An 18797-nucleotide genomic window follows, 5' to 3' on the forward strand; every position below is an offset into this window, starting at 1 on the left:
CTTGGAGGATTGTTCATGAAGCGTTTCGACAACAAGGTCGCCATCGTCACGGGTGCCGGCGGCGGCATCGGCTCGGCCATCGCGAGGCGGCTGGCGGAGGAGGGCGCGCTGGTGGTGGTGACAGATGTCAACCGCGAGGCGGCAGCCACGGTGGCAGGCGAGATCGAGGCCGCCGGCGGCAAGGCGGTGGCGATCGCTGCCGACATCGCGCAAAAGGACGCCTGCTTCGGCCTCGTCGAACAGGCGCTGGAGCTTGCAGGCCGCATCGACGTGCTGGTCAACAATGCCGGCATCAACCGGCGCGGCAATCTCCTCTCCCTTTCGGACGAGGACTGGGCCGTGAGCTTCGCCGTCAACCTCGATTCGATGTTCCATCTCTGCCGCGCCGTGCTGCCGCATATGATTTCGGCCGGCAGTGGCGCCATCGTCAACACCGCCTCGCAATGGGGCCTCTATCCGGCGCCAAACCACATCGCCTACAACACGACCAAGGCTGCGGTGGCCGCCTTCACGCAGAACCTCGCCCGCGACTACGCGCCGGACAAGGTGCGCGTCAACGCCGTCTGCCCCGGCGAAATCCACACGCCGATGCTGGAGGCGGGCGTCAAGCGTTCGGGCCGCACCATCTCCGATCTCGACAAGCTCGTGCCCTTCGGCCGCATCGGCAAGCCGGAGGAGGTCGCCGCCCTCGTCGCCTTCCTCGCCTCCGACGAGGCGGCCTTCATCTGCGGCTCGCTGGTCGAGATCACCGGGGCGCAGGCGGTGGCGTAACGCCCCGCTGTTGCCGCAATCGGCTGGTTGTTGGCGCCTCTTTGAACAGAAGGAGGCGCCTTTGATCCCCGTTCGCACTCTCGCCGTACTGGCGGTAGCCATTCTCGCCCTTGCCGGCTGCCAGAAGGAGCCCGAGGCCGTTGCCGCGGAGCCCGGCCTCTGCAAGACCGAGACCGTCGCCGCCCTCGTCGGCAAGGACAGGATTTCCGACGACGAGGCCAAACAACTGACCGGCGCGACGATCGTGCGCCAGATCAAGCCGGGCGATCCGGTGACGATGGATTTCCGCCAGGAGCGCGTCACCATCGAGACCGATGAGGCCACCGGCAAGATTATTCGCGCGATGTGTGGCTAGAGCATTTCCAGCCGAAGCGGCATCGCTTCGGCGTCGGACAATGCGGCAAAAACCTAGAGGCCAGCCTCCAGCATATCCACCAGCCGGGCGAGCATGGCATCGCAGCGCGCGAGCTGCTCGGCGCTGACGAATTCGTCGGGCTTGTGGCCCTGGTCCATGAAACCGGGGCCGCAGACGGCGGTGGAGATGCCGAGCGTCTCGTGAAACAGCCCGCCCTCCGTGCCGAAGGCGACCTTCAGCGTCGGGTCGTCGTGATCGAGGATGCGGCTCAGCAGGCGCACGACCGCGGCGTCGGAGGGGGTGGCGAGGCCCGGATAGCCGGAAACCTGCTCGATCTCGATGCAGGCCATGGGAAAGCGGTTGCGATAGGGGGCCGCGATGGTTTCGGCGTCGGCCGTGATGCCTTCGAGGATCTTCAACGGGTCGTCCTCGGCGATGTTACGGATCTCGAAGTCGATCTCGCAGCGGTTCGGCACGATGTTGAGTGCCGTGCCGCCGCGCATCATGCCGGCATGGATGGTGGAATAGGGGATGTCGTAATCGGCATCGCGCGCGCCCTTGAACGCCAACTCCTCCTGCCGCGCTTGCAGGGCGGTGACGAAGGCGGCACCGAGATGCAGCGCGTTCAGCGCATTGGGGGCGAGCGCCGAATGGCCCTCCTGTCCATGGCAGCAGGCCCTTAGCGCCAGCTTGCCCTTGTGGCCGGTGGCGATGCGCATGCCGGTCGGCTCGCCGACGATGCAGAGCGCCGGCCGCTCCGGCCGCGCCGAAAGAGCCTCGATCAGGCCGCGCACGCCGATGCAGCCGATTTCCTCGTCATAGGACAGCGCAAGATGCAGCGGTGTCTTCAGTGGCCGCTCGGCGGCAATGAGGGCAGCCCGCAGCGCCGCAGCGACAAACCCCTTCATATCCGCCGTGCCACGGCCATAGAACCGGCCGTCTCGCTCGACCAGCGTGAACGGATCGCCGCTCCAATCCTGCCCTTCGACCGGCACGACATCCGTATGCCCCGAAAGCACCACGCCCCCCGGCCCCTCCGGTCCGATGGTCGCCCAGAGATTGGCGCGGGTGCCATCCGGGTGGGCAAACCGCTCGATGCGCGCGCCGGCGGGGGCGAGCAGGGTTTCGACGTAGTCCAGCAGCGCGAGGTTGGAGGTGCGCGAGATGGTTGGCTCGGCGACGAGGCGGGCGAGGATTTCCGGGGTGGGTGGGATCATATGGCCGTCCGTTCGTGGAGATAGAATAGCAGGGCGATCAACCTACGGCGTTTCGCGACGTATCGAGGCAGCACCCCCCTCTGCCCTGCCGGGCATCTCCCCCTCAAGGGGGGAGATTGGATGGAGCAACGTTTCGCCAATCTTCAACGTTGCAGTTGAGCAGTGTCCTTCCATCTTGCCGATCTCCCCCCTTGAGGGGGAGATGCCCGGCAGGGCAGAGGGGGGTGCTGCGACGCATCCGAATCCTCGGACGCTGATTTTGCCGAACCGTCGCCACCCCCCTCTGTCGGCTTCGCCGACATCTCCCCACAAGGGGGGAGATCAGTGGGAGGTTGTCGCGCCGGTCTGCCTATACCCATATCGGAACAAGGCGTTTCAGCCGATCACAAATCCCCCGGCACCCCATAACTCGGCGCCCCGCTCGGGTTCAGCGCACGCGTGACATAAGCGTCCATCTCGTTGCGCCAGCGTTCCCACAGCGCCGCGCATTCCTCGATCGGGTCGCCTTCCGTCCAATCGACGCGCAGGTCCGCGACGTTCCATGACACCTTGTCGACCATGACGAGGCCCATCGAGTGCACCGGCCCCTCTTCGCCACCAGCGGCGATGGCGGCGCGCATGGCGGCGATCAGGCGGTCGCCGAGATGTTGGCCCTTCGTGGCCTCGAAGGCCTCGACCATTTTTTGCGGGATGTCGGTGGTCGTCAGCATGTTGCCGGCGGCAATCACGCCGTTACCCCTTGCGGTGGCGTGGGTGCCGAGCGTCTTCGCGCCGGAATAGGCGGCGGTGCCGCCCTGCGCGTCGACCAGCGCCAATTGGCGGTATTCGATGTGCGGGGCCTCGGCGATCAGGCGTTCCAGCGCGGCTTCGGCAGAGAGCCCGCCGGCCATCAGGTCGAGCCCCTTGGGGCCGAGGCGCGGGTCGGTGACGTTTTGGGTCGAGACGGCGCCGACGCCGGCGCGTACATGGGCGCAGCGCGCCGCGACGCTTGGCGAGGAGGAGGAGACGGCGATGCCGAACATGCCGGTTTCAGTGCAGCGGCCGGAGACGGAAAAGGTCATGGCGCCCTCCTCAGCCTTCGTCGGGAATGACGGCGGTCGCTTCGATCTCGACCAGCCATTCCGGCCGGGCGAGTGCGGAGACGACGAGGCCGGTCGAGACCGGGAAGACGCCCTGGAGATATTTGCCCATCTCGGTATAGACGGCCTCGCGGTAACGGATATCGATGAGATAGACGACGACGCGGCAGATATGGCTGAGGTCGGAGCCCGCCTCTTCCAGCAGCATTTTGATGTTTTCCATCGCCTTGCGCGCCTGCGCGCCGGCATCGCCGATATGCAGGCTTTCACGCGTATCGAGATCCTGCGCGATCTGCCCGCGCACGAAAACCGTCGCCCCCTTCGCCACCACCGCCTGGCAGAGATCGTTGTTCAGCTTCTGCTCCGGATAGGTTTCCTTGGTGTTGAACGGGCGGATGCGGGTGTGCACGGGCATGGATGTCTCCTTTGAGTGGTATGAATGGCGAGGCCGCGCCGCAGTGACCCGCGGCGCGACGGCGGGCTTACTGCAGAAGCTGCGTCCAGACGCGCGTCACCAGGTCCTGCGCGGCGGCCGAGCAGGTGCGCGAGAAGGTGATCGGCACTTCGGGATAGAGTTCCGGCGCCTTGTCCTTGGTGTAGACGACCTTGTCCTGGATGACCTTCATCGGCGAGGAATGGGCATAAAAATTCATCTGCTCGGTGGCGTTTTCCGTGGTCGACATGAACTCGATGAACTTGATCGCATTGTCGCGGTTGGGCGCGCCCTTGGGGATGACCAGGCTGTCCATCCAGCCGACGAGGCCTTCCTTCGTCATGGCGAGGCTGACCGGCGAACCTGCGACGCGGGCGCGCAGCGAATCGCCGTCCCACCAGAAATGGGCGGAGACTTCGCCGGAGGACAGGCGGCTGGCGATGTTGTCCGAAGAATAGACGGCGACCGAAGGCTTTTGCGCCATCAAGAGGTCCAGCACCTTCTTCATCTCGGCCTGGTCTTCCGAGCAGAAGGGTACGCCGAGATAGAGCTGGGCGGCGCCGATGATTTCGTCGGGATAGGAGAGCATGGCGATCTTGCCCTTCAGCTCGCCATCCGGCTCGAAGAAGTATTTGAAACTGTCGGTCGGGCCTTTGTACTGCGCGGTGTTCACCACGAAGCCGGCGGTGCCATAGGCCAGCGGAATGGAATATTCCTGTTTCTCGTCCCACCATTGATTGCGCCACTTCTCCTCGACATTCTCGAAGGCCTTCAGCTTGTTGGCCTCGAAATTCTCGATGATGCCCTCATCGATCATCACGCGCAGAAAGTGCTGCGAGGGCGTGGCGATGTCGTAGCCGGAAGAGCCGGCCTGCAACTTGGTCAGCAGGTCCTCGTTGGAGGTGAAGCTGTCGACATTGACCTTCACGTCGTTCTCCTTGGAGAACTTTTCGATCAGCGCAGGCGAGATGGATTCGGCCCAGGCGTAGATGTTGAGCTGGCCTTCCGCGTGCGCGGCGGTGGCGAAGCACAAAGCGAGTGCGGTGGCGGCTAGGTATTTTTTCATGGTCGTTCCTCTCTTTGATTATGGTTCTGGGATTATGGCTCAGGCAGTCTCTCGGGCGCCCCGCGCCGCAACCAGAAGGGCGACGGTGGCGAGGATGAGCGACGCCAGGATCAGCAGCGTCGCGATGGCGTTCAGCTCCGGCGAGGTGCCGGCGCGGATCAGCGAGAAGATGTAGACGGGCAGCGTGGTCGAGCCGCCGGTCGACAGCAGGTTCGAGGTGATGAAGTCGTCCATCGAGATCAGGAAGGCGAGCATCGCGCCGGAAAAGACGCCCGGGAAGATCAGCGGCAGCGTGACGCGGCGGAAGGTCGTCCAGCGGTCGGCGTAAAGGTCGGCGCTCGCTTCTTCGAAATCGAGCGACATGCCTTGCAGGCGGGCGCGGATCGGCAGGAAGGCGAAGGGCGTGCAGAAGGCGGAATGCGCGATGGTGAGACGCAGCATGCCGTTCTGCACGTCGATCAGCGAGAAGAGGATGAGGGTCGCGACGGCCAGCACGATTTCCGGCAAGAGCAGCGGCAGGTTGACCACGGTTTCGGAGAGCTTGCGGAAGCGCACGTTCTTGCCGCGGATGATGGCGAGCGCCGCGGAGAGCGCGATCAGCGTCGAGACGGTGGTGGCCACGGCGGCGACGATCAGCGAGGTTTCGAGCGCGTTCATCAGCGCGGCATTGTTGAGCGCGGAGGCGTACCATTGCGTCGAAAAACCGGTCCAGACGCCGGCAACCCGGTTGGCGTTGAAGGAATAGACGACGATGATGGCGAGCGGCGCGTAGAGATAGACGAAGAACAGCGCGGTGAGAGGGCCGAGGCCGGGATAGCGCTTGACGTCGTGGTGGGTGCTCATTGGGCGGCCTCCTTGCGGGCGGCGCGCAGCGCCGTGAAGACCAGGAAGAGCATGACGAGCGCCATTAGCGCCATGGCGATGGCTGCGCCAAACGGCCAGTTGCGGCCGCCGCCGAATTGCAGCTGGATCAGCGTGCCCATCATCATCTCCTTGCCGCCGCCCATCAGCGAGGGCTCCAGCACCGCGCCGAGCGAGGGCACGAAGACGAGGATGGCGCCGGCGATGATGCCGGGTGCGGTCAGCGGCAGGATGACCCGGCGCAGCGTCACCCAGCGGTTGCCGTAGAGATCGTGCGAGGCCTCGATCAGCGTGCCGTCGAGCTTTTCGATGGAGGCAAAGACCGGCAGCACCATCAGCGGCATATAGGTGTAGACCATGGCCGTCAGCGTCGCGCCGTCGTTGAACATGAAGCTCATGCCGGCGGGGAAACCGAGGAATTCCAGAGCTTTCGGCAGCGTGCCGTCCTTGCCGAGGATGATCATCCAGGCGTAGACGCGGAGAATCATCGAGACCCAGAAGGGCAGCGTCACGAGATAGACGAGGATGGCCTTGCGGCCCGGCGGCTGGCGGGAGATGAAATAGGCGACCGGCACGGCGAAGGCGAGGCAGATCAGCGTGGTGGCGCCAGCGAGCAGGAAGGTGCGGAAGATGATCAGCAGGTATTGCGGGGTGAATTCCAGTTCGCCCGTCCAGCCTTCGTTCCATAGGATCTGGCGATAGCCGGCGAGGTTGAAATCCCAGGCGAAGCCGCCATGGGCGCCGCGCGTGGCGACGGAGACGGCGGCGATGATGGCGATGGGCAGGATCAGCGCGAAACCCATCAGCAGCCAGGACGGCAGCAGGCCCCAGAAGGAAAGGTCATGCCAGAAACGGGCGCGGAGGGCGCTGTCCGTTCCGGCGGGGGCATGGAGGGCGGTGTCGGTCATGCCGCCAGCACCCGGGCGGAGCCGGCGACGAAACCGACGGGAACGGTGGCGCCGAGCGGGATCGTGTCGCCTTCGCGGGATGCATTGCGGCGCGAGGCGCGCAGTTCCGTGCCGGCGACGTCGAGCGTGTAATGGGTGTAGCCGCCCATATAGTTCTTGTTGGTGATGCGGCCCTCGAAGGTGATCCCCTGGGCCTGGTCGCCGAGATTGATCTTCTCCGGCCGCACGGAGAGCGTCGCGAGGCCCTTGGCGGCATGGCCGGGCGCCGGCACGGTGATCGCCATGCCGAAAGGCGTGCGGATGGTCGCCTGCCCCAAAGCGGTTTCCAGCACCTCGACATCGAGGAAATTGGTCTCGCCGACGAAATCGGCGACGAAGCGGTTGACCGGCTCCTCATAGATCTCCGTCGGCGTGCCGATCTGCTGCACCTCGCCGCCGCCGAGCACGGCGATGCGGTCGGACATGTCGAGCGCCTCTTCCTGGTCATGGGTGACGAAGACGAAGGTGATGCCGGTGTCGCGTTGCAGCGTGCGCAGCTCGTCGCGCATCGCCTGGCGCAGTTTCAGGTCGAGGGCGGAGAGCGGTTCGTCGAGCAGCAGCACCTCCGGCTCGGGCGCCAGCGCGCGGGCTAGCGCGATGCGCTGGCGTTGGCCACCGGAAAGCTGCCCAGGCTTGCGCGTCGCCATCGTGTTCATATGCACGCGCTCCAGCATCTCGCCGACGCGGTTTTTGATGCGCGCCTTGTCCCAGCCGAGGTTTTCCAGGCCATAGGCAACGTTCTGTTCCAGCGTCATGTGCGGGAAGAGCGCGTAGCTCTGGAACACCGTGTTGACGCGGCGCTTGTGCGGCGGGATGTCGACGACCTCCCGGCCGTTGAGCAGGATCGAGCCGCTGTTCGGGCTTTCGAAGCCGGCCAGCATGCGCAGAAGCGTGGTCTTGCCGCAGCCCGACGGGCCGAGCATCGTGAAGAACTCGTTGCCGCCAATGTCGAAGCTGACGGAATTCAGCGCCTGATAGGTCCCGAAACTTTTCGAGACCGATTTCACTTCGATGGCCTTGCTCATGACCCGTTCCTCATGCCGGTTCGAGTTGGGTGACTTCACGGCGGAACGGCAGGGCATCGCCGATATCGGGCGTGTCGAGCTCCCGCGCATACCGATGGCCGGCATAGGTCGCCCAGGCGATCGGCGCGGGTGCCGCGGCGTCGCCGATGATCTTTACGCTCTTGATGCCGGCATCCGCCCAGTCGCCTTGGCGGGCGAGGAGGTCATTATAGAGCGCATCTTCCGAAAGCCGCGAGGCGACCATGAGGACGGCGTCGCAGGCGATGGCCTTGCGGCGGCCGGTATAGGTGCAGTTCGTCTCGACTTCGCCGGCGCGGATGGCGGTGACGCCGCGGTTGAGGCGGATGTCGACGCCGAGATCGTCGAGGCGCACATGGATCGCGCCCTGTTCCAGCGTGTTGCGCGTCCAGTCGGAGACATAGGCGGAGGGTGTCACGAGGATGACCTTGGCGCCGGCCTTGGCCATCACCTCGGCCATGACGCCGCCCATGTAATAGTGGTCGTCATCATAGACCACGACGGTCTTGCCGGCGAGGTTTTCCGGGTGGACCTTGCCCATGATGTCGTCCGGCGTCCAGACGGTCATGCCCGGTTCGATCGGCATGGGCACGACATGCTGGCGGGCGACGCCGTCGCGGCGCCAGTGCGAGCCGGTGGCGATGGCGACATGTTCGAAGCCGAAGGCGAGCACATCCTCGGCGGTGAGCCGGCTGTCGAAATAGGTCTCGACATTGGTGCGCTGGGAAATCTGGTACTGGCGGTAATCGACGACGCGGCCCCAGGCGGAGAGGCCCGGCAGCAGCCGCTCGCGGGCAACACGGCCGCCGAGCGTGGTGGTGGCTTCGGCGAGCGTCACGTCATAGCCGCGCAGCGCCAGCGCGCGGGTGGCCTCCAGCCCGGCGGGGCCGGCGCCGACGACGAGCACGGTCTGGCTGTCGCCCTTCTCGTTCATGCGCTCGGGGTGCCAGCCCTTGCGCCATTCCTCCATGAAGGTCGAGTTCTGGGTGCAGCGGCTGATCGACATGGTCATGTCGCCGGTGATGCACATGTTGCAGCCGATGCACTCGCGGATGTCCTCGATGCGGCCTTCCTCGATCTTCCTCGGCAGGAAGGGATCGGCAATCGAGGGGCGGGCGCAGCCGATGAAATCCAGAATGCCCTGGCGGATCATGCGCGCCATCACATCCGGCGAGGTGAAGCGGCCGACGCCGACGACGGGGCGGGTCGAGAGTTCGCGGATGCCCTTGACCAGAATTTCCTGCGCGCCCTCCTCCTTGAAGCGGGAGGGGCCGGAACAGTCTTCCCAGGCGCCGTGCGCCAGGTCCCAGAGGTCGGGCAGGTCGGCGTTCATCTCGACGAATTCGCGCACCTCGGCATTGGAGAAACCGAGTTCGCCGATCGTCTCGTCGAGGCTGACGCGCATGGTGATCGCCGTCGTATCGCCGACCGCGTCGCGGATATCGGCAACGACTTCGCGGGCGAAGCGCGAGCGGTTTTCCAGGCTCCCGCCATATTCGTCGGTGCGCTGGTTGGTGGCGCGCGACAGGAAGTGCTGGAAGATGCCGAAGCCGTGCGCGCCGTAAAGACAGATCAGGTCGAAGCCGGCGATCTTCGAGCGTTTCGCCGCATTGACGAACCAGCGGCGCAGGTCGCGGATATCGGTCCTGTCCAGCGCGCGGGCCTGCACCGGATCGTTGGTAAAGGTGCGGATCGGCAGCGCGGAGGGGGCGAGCGGCACTTCCTTGGTATAAAAGTTCGGGCCGTTGATGCCGGAATAGGCGAGCTGGATGCCGGCGAGCGCGCCGTGCACCTTCATCGCGTCGGACATGCGGCGAAGGCCGGGAATGTCCTTGTCCTCCCACAGGCGCAGCTCGATGAAGGGCGTGATTTCCGAGGTGTGGTGCATCTCGGTCTGCTCGGTGAAGATGACGCCCCAGCCGCCCTCCGACTTGATGCCGCGCATGGCGGCCGCGGCAGAGGGGTCGCGGTATCCGCCGCCGTTGCAATGCGGCACCTGGTAGAACCGGTTCTTCGCGACGTGCGGGCCGATCGCGAGAGGTTCGAACAGGATATCGTATTTGGCGTCGCGCATGGCAGTCCTCGGGGTTTTACAGGGCCTATTGGATTGGGCGAAGGGGTCTTGGTAAATGACGCGTTCCGGAAACAGGGATTAGGTTCAGACTAATCAAGGGCTTCCGTGTGGTTGCGCCAGATTTCAATCCTGGCGCGAAAGGCTGGCCGCGCAAAAACGGCCGGAAAATTCTCTCGTCTTTTCAAGTCGTTGCGGCGAGGCGGATGTCGGTTCCCGATCGCATCTTCCGGCGCGTTCGGGAACCATTGCCTCATATGCTCACGCCATAGGCAGGGCCGTGCCACGGCACGGGCAGGTGCCTAGTATTTGACCCACACAGTTTTGAGCGCGCAATACTTGTCAAAGCTGTGCAGCGAGAGGTCGCGGCCGAAACCGGACTGTTTCATGCCGCCGAACGGCGTCATGGCGGAGAGGGCATCGACGGTGTTGACCGAGACCGTGCCGGCATTGAGCCGGTCGGACACGGAGAGCGCCCGCGAAAGATCCCGCGTCCAGACGGAGGCGGCGAGGCCGTATTCGCTGTCATTGGCGATGCGCAGCGCCTCCTCGTCCTGGTCGAAGGGCGTGATGGCGAGCACGGGGCCAAAAATTTCCTCCCGCGCGATGCGGGCGTCGGCAGGCACGTCGTTGAAGATGGTCGGCTGGATGTAGCAGTCCGAACCGTCGCGCGTCTCGCGCTCGCCGCCATGGGCGAGGCGGGCTTCCGTGCGGCCGATGTCGATATAGCCGGCCACGCGATCGGCATGGGTCTTTTCCACCAGCGGTCCCATGCGGGTTGCCGGGTCCAGCGGATCACCGAGCGGCCAGGCGGCGGTCGCAGCGATCAGTTTCTGCGTGAATTCTTCCTGCACGGAGCGGTGCACGAGCAGGCGGGAATTGGCGGAACACACTTCGCCGGAATTGAACAGGATGCCGAAGGCCGCCATCTCGGCCGCCTTGTCGAGATCGGCGTCGGCGAAGATCAGGTTCGGCGATTTGCCGCCGGTCTCCAGCCAGACCTGCTTCATGTTGCTTGTCCCGGCATAGGTCATGAAGAGCTTGCCGACCTTGGTGGAGCCGGTGAAGACCAGTGCATCGACATCCGGGTGCAGCCCGAGCGCGCGGCCGGCATCCTCGCCGAAGCCGGGCACGACGTTGAGCACGCCGTCCGGCAGGCCCGCCTCGGAGGCCAGTTCCGCCAGCATGAGGGCGGAGAGCGGCGATTGTTCGGCCGGCTTCAGCACCACGGAATTGCCGGTGGCGAGCGCCGGCGCGAGCTTCCAGGTCGCCATGTCGAGCGGAAAATTCCACGGCACGACGGCGCCGATGACGCCGAGCGGCACGCGGCGGATCAGCGCGAGGTCGCCGCGGCCGGTCGGCGCGATCTCGTCATAGAGCTTGTCGATCGCTTCCGCGTGCCACTGGAAGAAATGGGCTGAACCGGGCGCATCGATCGTCGTGCTGTCGCTGATCGGCTTGCCCATGTCGAGCGTGTCGAGCAGCGCCAGTTCCGGCACGTTCTCGCGGATGAGGGCGGCAAGGCGCAGCAGCACCTCCTTGCGCTCGGCGGGTGACTTTCCCGACCAGCGGCCATCGTTGAAGGCGCGCCGCGCCGAGGCGACGGCAGCGTCGATATCCTCCGCCGTGCCGCGCGCGACGGCGGTCAGCACCTGCGCGTTCGCCGGGTTCACCGTCTCGAACCGCCCGCCCTTTGCCGCCTCGCGAAAGCCGCCGTCGATATAGAGGCCGTTGCGAAATTTGAGGCTCGCGGCGCGGCTGCGCCAATCGGTCGTGGTCATGAAATGCCTTTCTGTTCCGGGGTGTCGCCGGCGGAAACCGGCAGGTCCATGCCCATGCCGAGGATCTTTTCGCCGCAGAAATCGATGAAGCGCCGCACCGTCAGCGGTGGGCTTGCGCCGCGCATGGCGATGATGCCCATGCGCATGGGCCGCAGGTTGCCGTTGAGCGAGACGAAGGAGAGTTTACCCCCATCCAGCGCATAGGTGGAGACCGGCCTTATATTGGCGATGGAATAGCCGAAGCGGTTGGCGACCATCGCCCGCATCACCGACATGTCGCGCGTGCGCTCGACGATATGCGGCGTAAGCCCCGCCTCGCGGAAGAGCGAGAGGAAATAGGCCGAGCTATAGGGCAGGTCGAGCAGGATCATCGGATGCGGCGCGAGATCCTCCACCGTCACGTCAGCGCGGCCGGCCAGCGGATGCTCCTCGTGCAGCACGGCATAGGGCGGCAGCACGGCAAGCTCGTGGAATTCCATGTCGGCGGGAATGTCGAGATCGTAGGAGAGCGCGATGTCGAAGCGCGCCATGCGCAGGCCTTCGAGGATGCGCGCATGGTCGCGCTCATACTGGAAGAAATCGACATCCGGATAAGTATCGGAAAAGGCACGCCGCAGCGACGGGATGACGGCCTGCGCGAAGGTGACGAGGCAGGCGACATGCAGCGGCCCGCGGATCTGCCCGGCCAGTTCGTTGGAGAGCGCATTGAGTTTCGCCGCCTCGCCGAGAATCTGGCGCGCCTGCTCCACGAAGGTGCGCCCGGCCTGCGTCAGCGACAGGCCATGCGCATGGCGGCGCACGAAGAGCGTGATGCCGAATTCGCGTTCCAGCTGGGAGATCGCGGCGGAGACGGAGGGGGCGGACACGTTCACCCGCTCGGCGGCTTCCGTAACCGAGCCGTACTCGCCGACCGCGACGAGATATTCCAGTTGCCGAAGCGTGAAGCGCAAGACCATGTCCGTATCCTTGTTGAGCCGCCAATTAAGGAACAGATTCATGCGCGGGGAAAGGGCAGCCTCGCTGCCGGAGGATGGAAAGGCAGGGACCTCGCGTGGATCTGGGTTGCGGATCATGGTCAACTCGCTTCCTGCTTGCGGCATGCCGCGCCCCGGCGGCCCGGGACGCAGCTTGATAGGGAGGACCGTCAGGCGCTCTTGCTGGCGCAGCTCGATTGCCCTTCGGCAATGTAGCCCGCGAGATAATCCGCATCGTGCCAGCAGCCCCAGATGAAGGAGGAGGCACGGCGCGACAGCCAGGGCAGGCCGACGAAATAGAGGCCCGGCACCTTGGAAACGCCACGCTCATGCACCGGCCGGCCCTTCTCGTCGAAGGCGTCGAGTTTTGCCCAGCCGAAATCCTGCGCATAGCCGGTCGCCCAGATGATGGCGGTGATGCCGGCCGCTTTCAGGTCGAGCGCCAGGATCGGGTCGGTGACGCATGCGGGGTCCGGCTCCATCCTGCGGGCGTCAGGCTCTTCCGGCAGGTCGAAGCCCTGCTGTTTGGCATAGGCGTCGGCCTGGTCGAGCAGCGAGAGATAGTTGGCGTCGCCGAGCGCGATGTTTTTTGCGAGGTCCGGCGCAAAACGCAGCTTGCCGTCCTCGAATGTCTCAGCCCGGCCGAGCAGCGTCATGCCGCGCGCGGCAAGGCGGCGGAAATCGACGGTGTTGCCGCCATAGGCGCCGGAAACGGCGATCGTCACATGTTCGGTGTTGGGGGCGGGCACCTTCAGGTCCCAGATGCCGAGCGCGCCCAGCCACCAGACGAAATCCTTGCCGCGATAGCGCCGCGGCGGGCGGTCATGCGGGCCGATGGAGAGGTAGACGGACTTGCCGGAGCGCAGCAGCTCGTCGGCGATCTGCGTGCCGGAGGAGCCGGCGCCAATCACCAGCACCGCGCCCTCGGGCAGCTGCGCGGGGTTGCGATAGGCATGCGAATGGATCTGCATGATGCCCGTTTCCGCCGGCACGACGGTGGGGATGATCGGCCGCTGGAAGGCGCCGGTGGCGGCGACCACGTTCCGCGCCTCGATTGCACCCTCGGACGTCTCGACGCGAAAAACGTCGCCGTCCTTGACGACCGATTTCACCTCGACGCCACAGCGGATCGGCGCCTTGATCTGTTCGGCATAGGCGACGAAATAGTCCGCGACCTTTTCCTTCGGCGCGAATTCATCCGGCTGGTATGAGTCGAAATTCATGCCGGGAAAGCGGTCGTGCCAGACGGGGCCATTCGCCACCAGCGAATCCCAGCGCGCGGTGCGCCAGCTTTCGGCGATGCGGTTCTTCTCCAAGACGAGATGCGGGACCCCGCGTTTGCCGAGATGTTCGCTCATCGCCACCCCGGCCTGGCCGGCGCCGATGACGAGCGTATCCACTTTTTCCACTGACATGCCGGCGTCCTTTTCGCTTTACCAGGGTGTTCAGCCCGCGCGGCTGATGCATGACCACAGGTGTAAAGCACGCCGGAAATGCTCGACATGAGCGTTTGCTTCAGCGCTGATTAGGTCGCGGCTAAAGCGATCTCCGAAAAAGCTGCGACCGGCCCCTCGCGGAACCGGTCGCATCATTGCATCTGGGAGGCTTATTTCGCCGGGTTCGGGCCGATGCGCTTGCCGTGGTGCACGCGTTCCTCGCCCTTGTGGACAATGGTCACGGCATAATCGATGCCCATGCCATAGGCGCCGGAATGTTCCTTCACCAGGCTGGTGACGGCGTCATAGGTCTCCTTGTGCGCCCAGTCGCGCTGCCATTCCAGCAGCACCTGCTGCCAGGTCACCGGCACGACGCCGGCCTGCACCATGCGGTCCATGGCATATTTGTGGGCGTCGATGGAGGTGCCGCCGGAGGCATCCGCCACCATGTAGATCTCGTAGTCGGTGTCATGCATGGCCGACAGCGCGAAGGTGGTGTTGCAGACTTCCGTCCAGAGGCCGGAGACGACAATCTTCTTGCGGCCGTTTGCGGCGTTCTTCGCCAGCGCATCGCGCACGTTTTGGTCGTCCCAGGAGTTCATCGAGGTGCGTTCGAGAATGTCGTTTTCCGGGAAGACGGCGAGCAGTTCGGGATAGGTGTGGCCGGAAAACGAGCCGGTCTCGACCGTGGTGATGGTGGTCGGGATGTCGAAGATCCTGCCCGCCTTGGCAAGGCCGACGACATTGTTCTTCAGCGTCTGGCGGTCGATCGACTGCACGCCGAAGGCCATCTGCGGCTGCTGGTCGATGAAGATGAGCTGGCTGTTGTTCGGGGTCAGGACTTCGAGTTTGCCGGACATGGTGTTCTCCTCTCTCGGGTTGGTGCGCCGTGGCGCCGCTGTCTATGGAGATGAAGCTACCGGAGTTGATTGGACCACGGAATTGCAATAATAATTCCGATTGAATTGCGATTTATGGAATAATCGAGATGAACGACACCAAGGCCCTGCGCATCTTCCTCCTCGCCGCCGAAAAGCGCAACTTCGCCCAGGTGGCGCGCGAGCTCGACATGGCGCCCGCCGCCATCACCCGGGCGATTGCGGCACTGGAAGAAGACCTCGGCATCCAGCTCTTCGTGCGCACGACGCGGCAGGTGTCGCTGACGACGGACGGCGCGATCTTCGCCGCCCAGGTCCAGCCCGCCATGCAGGCGCTGGAGACGGCGCGCAAGGACGTGATCAACGCCAACAAGGCGGACCAGGGGCGGCTTCGGATCAGCGCGCCGACCTGGTTCGGCAAGACCGCGCTGCCGGGCGTGCTCTCGGGTTTCCGCACGCTCTACCCGAAGATCAATTTCGAGATCTCGCTCGCCGACGGTTTCGTCAACATCCTCGACCAGGATTTCGACCTCGCCATCCGCATCTCGGCCGCCCCCTCCGACAAGTTCACCATCTGGCGCAAGGTCTGCCTGATCCGCCGCGTGCTGGTCGCTGCCCCCGGCAGCCGCTTTGCGGGCATGGCGCATCCGGGCGAGCTGACGCCGGATGCGTGCCTCGCCTATAACGGCGAGAGCCGGCGCGAGGCCTGGCTGTTGACGGACGGCAGCGCCAGCGTGGAAATCTCCGCCGGCCGCGCCTTCAGCGCCAACAATGGCGACCTGCTCGCCGACATGGCGGCGGAAGGGGCGGGCGTGGCGCTGCTGCCGCATTTCCACATCGCCGAGCACCTCGCAACCGGCCGGCTCGTGCACGTCTTCCCGCAATGGTCGCCGCCCGACCTGTGGCTGACCCTCTACTACCCGCCCTACCAGGCGCTGCCACCCCGCATTGCCACCTTCTCGAAATATTTCGAAGAGCACGTCCCGGCCCTCATGGACGCGCTGCAATAGGAAGGCGGGGCACGGTGCCGGTTATCTTGCCAGCCAGTTTTCCACATCGAGGCCCCGGATGCGGCTGAATTCGCGGGTATTGTCCGTCACCAATGTCAGATTGAGCGCCTGGGCGTGGGCGGCGATCAGCAAATCGTTGAGACCGATGATCTGCCCGGCCATCTCCAGTTCCGCACGAATGACGCCATAGCCGGCATCGACCGGCACATCCAGCGGCAGAACCGGAATCGTCCCAAGCACGCCCTCGACCTTTTCAAGCAGCCTGGCCGAACCCTTCTTCGCGCAACCGTAGCGCAGTTCGGCCGCGACGACGATGCTGGTGCAGATGTCCCGCGGCCCGATCTCTTCGATGCGCCGCGCCGCCGGCCCGAATGGATTGCGGATGATGTCGCTGATGATGTTGGTGTCGAGCATATAGCCGCTCAAAAGATATCCTCGGGCTTTGCGGGCATATCCTCGATATCCGGGAACTGGTCCTCCGGCCCGAGCGGCGCTTCCTTCTTCCACTGGGCCAGCAGTTCCACGATGTTGGCCGGCCCGGTGACGGGCTCGATGATGAGTTTCATGCCCTCGCGACGAATCAACACGCGATCCCCCGGCAACTCGAATTCCACGGGAATCCGCACCGCCTGGCTGCGGTTGTTGCGAAACAGCTTGGCCTCTTTGGGCTTCGATGAGGGTGATCGGATGGGCATGGCGTCGGCTCCCATGTATATGCAATATGTATATGCCAACTGCGGGCGCGTCAAGCCGACAGGCTTTGCGCCATACGCTCCAGACTGGTCGCAAGCACGCCGAGGAAGAGCGCGAAGAAGCCGCGCGGCGTCTGCGGGTCGGCCTGCCTGTCGCCAAAGACCTCGGCCAGGAAGCGGTAGGCGTGCAGGTTTTCACGCGAAATATAAAGGGGCGCCTGCGCCGGAGACTGGCGCAGGCTATACCAGTCGACGATGAGGTCGAGCAGCGGGCAGGCCTGCATCCAGACGGCATCCACCCCGAACGCCGCGGCCTTCTGTTCCAGCTCGGCACCGGCCATCAACAGGCCGAGATCCCACAGTGTCATGCGTCGCGCGCGCGCCGCCATGTCAGCCGGCCATTCCTTCGGCAGGAAGCGTTCCAGCACCAGCGGCCGCATGTGGCGGTGGAGGAAGGTGCCATAGTCTGGCGCCGCCATTGCCGGGTCGGGCGCGAGGCCGGCGCGGGCGTGTTCGGCGCGGTAGAGCGCGAGGAGATCGGCATCGAGCGGTTCTTCGGCGAGCGACACGCTCTCCACCACAGGGGCGCCACCTTCCGCATGCACGACGACGAAGCCGGCCGGGAAGGCGACGAGCGAGGGCACAGCGATATTGGTGAGGCCAGCGAGGCGGGTACGGGCCTCGACATGCAGGTGGCCGCTGAAATGCAGCCGCAGGCCGGCCTTGGCGAGTGTCTCCGCCACCAAGCGGCGGGGCGTGCGTTTCGCCACGTTGGTCTCGCCGAACAGCCGGCGCTCGGTTTGCGCATCGTCCTCGAACGGATCGACCGCCGGATAATGTGAGAAGGCGAGAAGCTGCTTGTCCTCACGCTCGGCCCTCGCCGCGACGTCGGCGATCCAGTCGATGAGATAGGGTTTGACCCGCAAAAGCGCATTCCAGCCGGCGTCCGAGCTGTCGATGAAGGCCTTCTTGCGGGCGATGTCGCGCCCGCCATTGCGCGGTTCGAAGACATTGGCGTCGATCATCAGCAGCCAGAGGCCATCCTCCGGCTCGACCAGATAGGAGGCATCCATCAGCCGGCGCACGGTCTGTCCGTCGGCGGAAAAGAGGTCGTGTTCGCGCGTGGCCGTGTCGTCACTCTCGCCGAAGGGCGTTTCCCAGTGGAGATATTCCCGGCGGCGGAAATAGCCAAAATCGCGCATCGGCATGAGGCCCGCCGGAATGCCCTCGCAATACATTTTTGGCGTGACGACCGGGTTGCCGGGGTCGTCGGCGGCCTTTTCGGCGTTGCTGGTCACCAGCGTCGTGCCACCCGCGGCGTCGACATAGCGAGTGTCGCGGTGCTTGCCGAGCGGGCCGAAGACGTCGTGGTTGCCGGGCGTGGCATAGAAGGCGAGGCCGTGGCGGTCGCGGTAGTTTTCCAGCAGGCGCACGAGGCTCGCCACCGTCTCGCGCTGGCCGTCGTCGCTGTAATCGCCGAGCAGCACGACATGGCGGATGCCGCGCGCGACGATGCGGTCGAGGGCTGCGGGCAGGGCGGCGAAACTCTCGTTGAACACGCGGGTCGAGCCGGCGGTATCGGCCCAGCTGCGCACCGTCAGCCTGCGGCCATTGACCGTGATGCCCGCGAAATCGTAGTCGCCCTCGATGTCGTGGAAATGGGCGTCCGCGATGACGGCGACGGCCGGCATGGCGTCACGGCCTTCTGCGATAGAGGAAGTAGCGGTCGCTATCGACGCTTGCGGGCAGCGGCAGCGGTTCGAGGGCCGCATGGTCGAGCGGCAGGCCGCTGACGGCGATGCCGCCCGTGCCGAGCGCCTGCGCGACGATGCCGGGCAGCCAGGTCAGCGTGATGGCATCCTTGTCCTCGTAACCGGTGCCGATATCGGCATGGACGAGGGCCGCACCCGCGCCGGCGAAGGTCTTCGCCGTTTCGGCGATCTCGCCGAGCACCAGGTCGTCGGCCGGCGGCGCGGAGGATGCGTGGGCGCCAAACGCCCGGTCGAAGGCGACGATGCGCCGGCCGGGGAATTTTTCGCGCAGGTGATCGAAGGTGCGTCCGTTGCCGAGGCCGATTTCCAGGATGGCGCCGGTGGCGGGCAGCGGCAGGCTCTCGCGCACATGATCGATGACGTCGCGCTGGGCGGACATGCGGCGGATAAAACTTTCCAGACGGCTCATGG

19 protein-coding genes are annotated in these 18797 nt (G+C 65.2%); 3 read left to right on the plus strand and 16 right to left on the minus strand.

The genetic code is table 11. The features are described from left to right. The first annotated feature begins 15 nt into the window (after positions 1-15). The gene (locus J2Y63_RS24055; RefSeq protein ID WP_435268150.1) at positions 16-771 is read left to right on the plus strand and encodes an SDR family NAD(P)-dependent oxidoreductase; all 756 of its coding nucleotides are present in this window, start codon (positions 16-18) and stop codon (positions 769-771) included. Positions 772-832: 61 nt separating this feature from the next. Further along, the gene (locus tag J2Y63_RS24060) at positions 833-1126 is read left to right on the plus strand and encodes an I78 family peptidase inhibitor (RefSeq protein ID WP_435268151.1); all 294 of its coding nucleotides are present in this window, start codon (positions 833-835) and stop codon (positions 1124-1126) included. Positions 1127-1179: 53 nt separating this feature from the next. On the opposite strand, the gene argE is transcribed toward J2Y63_RS24060, so the two are convergent. The 12 genes from argE to J2Y63_RS24120 form a co-directional block, all read right to left on the minus strand. Then, positions 1180-2343, minus strand: a complete 1164-nt coding sequence (argE, locus tag J2Y63_RS24065) for an acetylornithine deacetylase (protein WP_435268152.1) — start codon at positions 2341-2343, stop codon at positions 1180-1182. A 383-nt stretch (positions 2344-2726) separates the two neighbouring features. Beyond that, positions 2727-3404 carry a DUF1028 domain-containing protein gene (locus J2Y63_RS24070; RefSeq protein ID WP_435268153.1) on the minus strand — a complete coding sequence of 226 codons (678 nt, stop codon included), beginning with the start codon at positions 3402-3404 and terminating at the stop codon, positions 2727-2729. A 10-nt stretch (positions 3405-3414) separates the two neighbouring features. Then, a complete protein-coding gene (locus tag J2Y63_RS24075; protein WP_319316115.1) occupies positions 3415-3837 on the minus strand; it encodes a RidA family protein in 423 nt (140 codons plus the stop codon). A 67-nt stretch (positions 3838-3904) separates the two neighbouring features. Next, positions 3905-4921 (minus strand): extracellular solute-binding protein, encoded by a 1017-nt coding sequence (locus J2Y63_RS24080; protein ID WP_435268154.1) that lies wholly within the window; start codon positions 4919-4921, stop codon positions 3905-3907. A gap of 39 nt (positions 4922-4960) precedes the next feature. Then, positions 4961-5764 carry an ABC transporter permease gene (locus J2Y63_RS24085; RefSeq protein ID WP_435268155.1) on the minus strand — a complete coding sequence of 268 codons (804 nt, stop codon included), beginning with the start codon at positions 5762-5764 and terminating at the stop codon, positions 4961-4963. Next, a complete protein-coding gene (locus tag J2Y63_RS24090) occupies positions 5761-6690 on the minus strand; it encodes an ABC transporter permease (RefSeq protein WP_435268156.1) in 930 nt (309 codons plus the stop codon). The genes J2Y63_RS24085 and J2Y63_RS24090 overlap by 4 nt, the downstream gene beginning before the upstream one ends. After that, positions 6687-7754 (minus strand): ABC transporter ATP-binding protein, encoded by a 1068-nt coding sequence (locus J2Y63_RS24095; protein WP_435268157.1) that lies wholly within the window; start codon positions 7752-7754, stop codon positions 6687-6689. Before J2Y63_RS24095 ends, J2Y63_RS24090 begins: the two co-directional genes overlap by 4 nt. Positions 7755-7764: 10 nt before the next feature. After that, positions 7765-9846 carry an FAD-dependent oxidoreductase gene (locus tag J2Y63_RS24100; RefSeq protein ID WP_435268158.1) on the minus strand — a complete coding sequence of 694 codons (2082 nt, stop codon included), beginning with the start codon at positions 9844-9846 and terminating at the stop codon, positions 7765-7767. A gap of 299 nt (positions 9847-10145) precedes the next feature. Then, positions 10146-11624: an aldehyde dehydrogenase gene (locus J2Y63_RS24105; RefSeq protein WP_435268159.1), complete on the minus strand. Its 1479-nt coding sequence runs from the start codon at positions 11622-11624 to the stop codon at positions 10146-10148. Next, positions 11621-12580, minus strand: coding sequence for a LysR family transcriptional regulator (locus J2Y63_RS24110; RefSeq protein ID WP_435268160.1), 960 nt, complete (start codon positions 12578-12580; stop codon positions 11621-11623). The genes J2Y63_RS24105 and J2Y63_RS24110 overlap by 4 nt, the downstream gene beginning before the upstream one ends. A gap of 188 nt (positions 12581-12768) precedes the next feature. Next, on the minus strand, positions 12769-14013 hold the full coding sequence (locus J2Y63_RS24115) for a flavin-containing monooxygenase (RefSeq protein WP_435268161.1): 1245 nt from the start codon (positions 14011-14013) through the stop codon (positions 12769-12771). A 191-nt stretch (positions 14014-14204) separates the two neighbouring features. Beyond that, on the minus strand, positions 14205-14894 hold the full coding sequence (locus J2Y63_RS24120) for a hydrolase (protein WP_435268162.1): 690 nt from the start codon (positions 14892-14894) through the stop codon (positions 14205-14207). 128 nt (positions 14895-15022) lie between these two features. Between J2Y63_RS24120 and J2Y63_RS24125 the strand changes: the two genes are divergently transcribed. Continuing rightward, the gene (locus J2Y63_RS24125) at positions 15023-15922 is read left to right on the plus strand and encodes a LysR family transcriptional regulator (protein WP_435268163.1); all 900 of its coding nucleotides are present in this window, start codon (positions 15023-15025) and stop codon (positions 15920-15922) included. 21 nt (positions 15923-15943) lie between these two features. Here J2Y63_RS24125 and J2Y63_RS24130 read toward each other — a convergent pair whose 3' ends face one another. From J2Y63_RS24130 to J2Y63_RS24145, 4 genes are read right to left on the minus strand one after another with little or no spacing between them, the layout of a single operon-like run. Beyond that, positions 15944-16348 (minus strand): type II toxin-antitoxin system VapC family toxin, encoded by a 405-nt coding sequence (locus tag J2Y63_RS24130; protein ID WP_435268164.1) that lies wholly within the window; start codon positions 16346-16348, stop codon positions 15944-15946. Next, positions 16345-16617, minus strand: coding sequence for an antitoxin (locus J2Y63_RS24135; RefSeq protein WP_327509050.1), 273 nt, complete (start codon positions 16615-16617; stop codon positions 16345-16347). The genes J2Y63_RS24130 and J2Y63_RS24135 overlap by 4 nt, the downstream gene beginning before the upstream one ends. Positions 16618-16667: 50 nt before the next feature. Further along, positions 16668-18305: a metallophosphoesterase family protein gene (locus J2Y63_RS24140; RefSeq protein ID WP_435268165.1), complete on the minus strand. Its 1638-nt coding sequence runs from the start codon at positions 18303-18305 to the stop codon at positions 16668-16670. Positions 18306-18309: 4 nt separating this feature from the next. Further along, entirely contained in the window at positions 18310-18795 is a 486-nt protein-coding gene (locus J2Y63_RS24145) for a class I SAM-dependent methyltransferase (protein ID WP_435268166.1), read from the minus strand. Positions 18796-18797: the final 2 nt, after the last annotated feature.

The sequence above is a fragment of the Shinella sp. BE166 genome (assembly GCF_051201095.1).
Taxonomy (GTDB): Bacteria; Pseudomonadota; Alphaproteobacteria; order Rhizobiales; family Rhizobiaceae; genus Shinella; species Shinella lacus.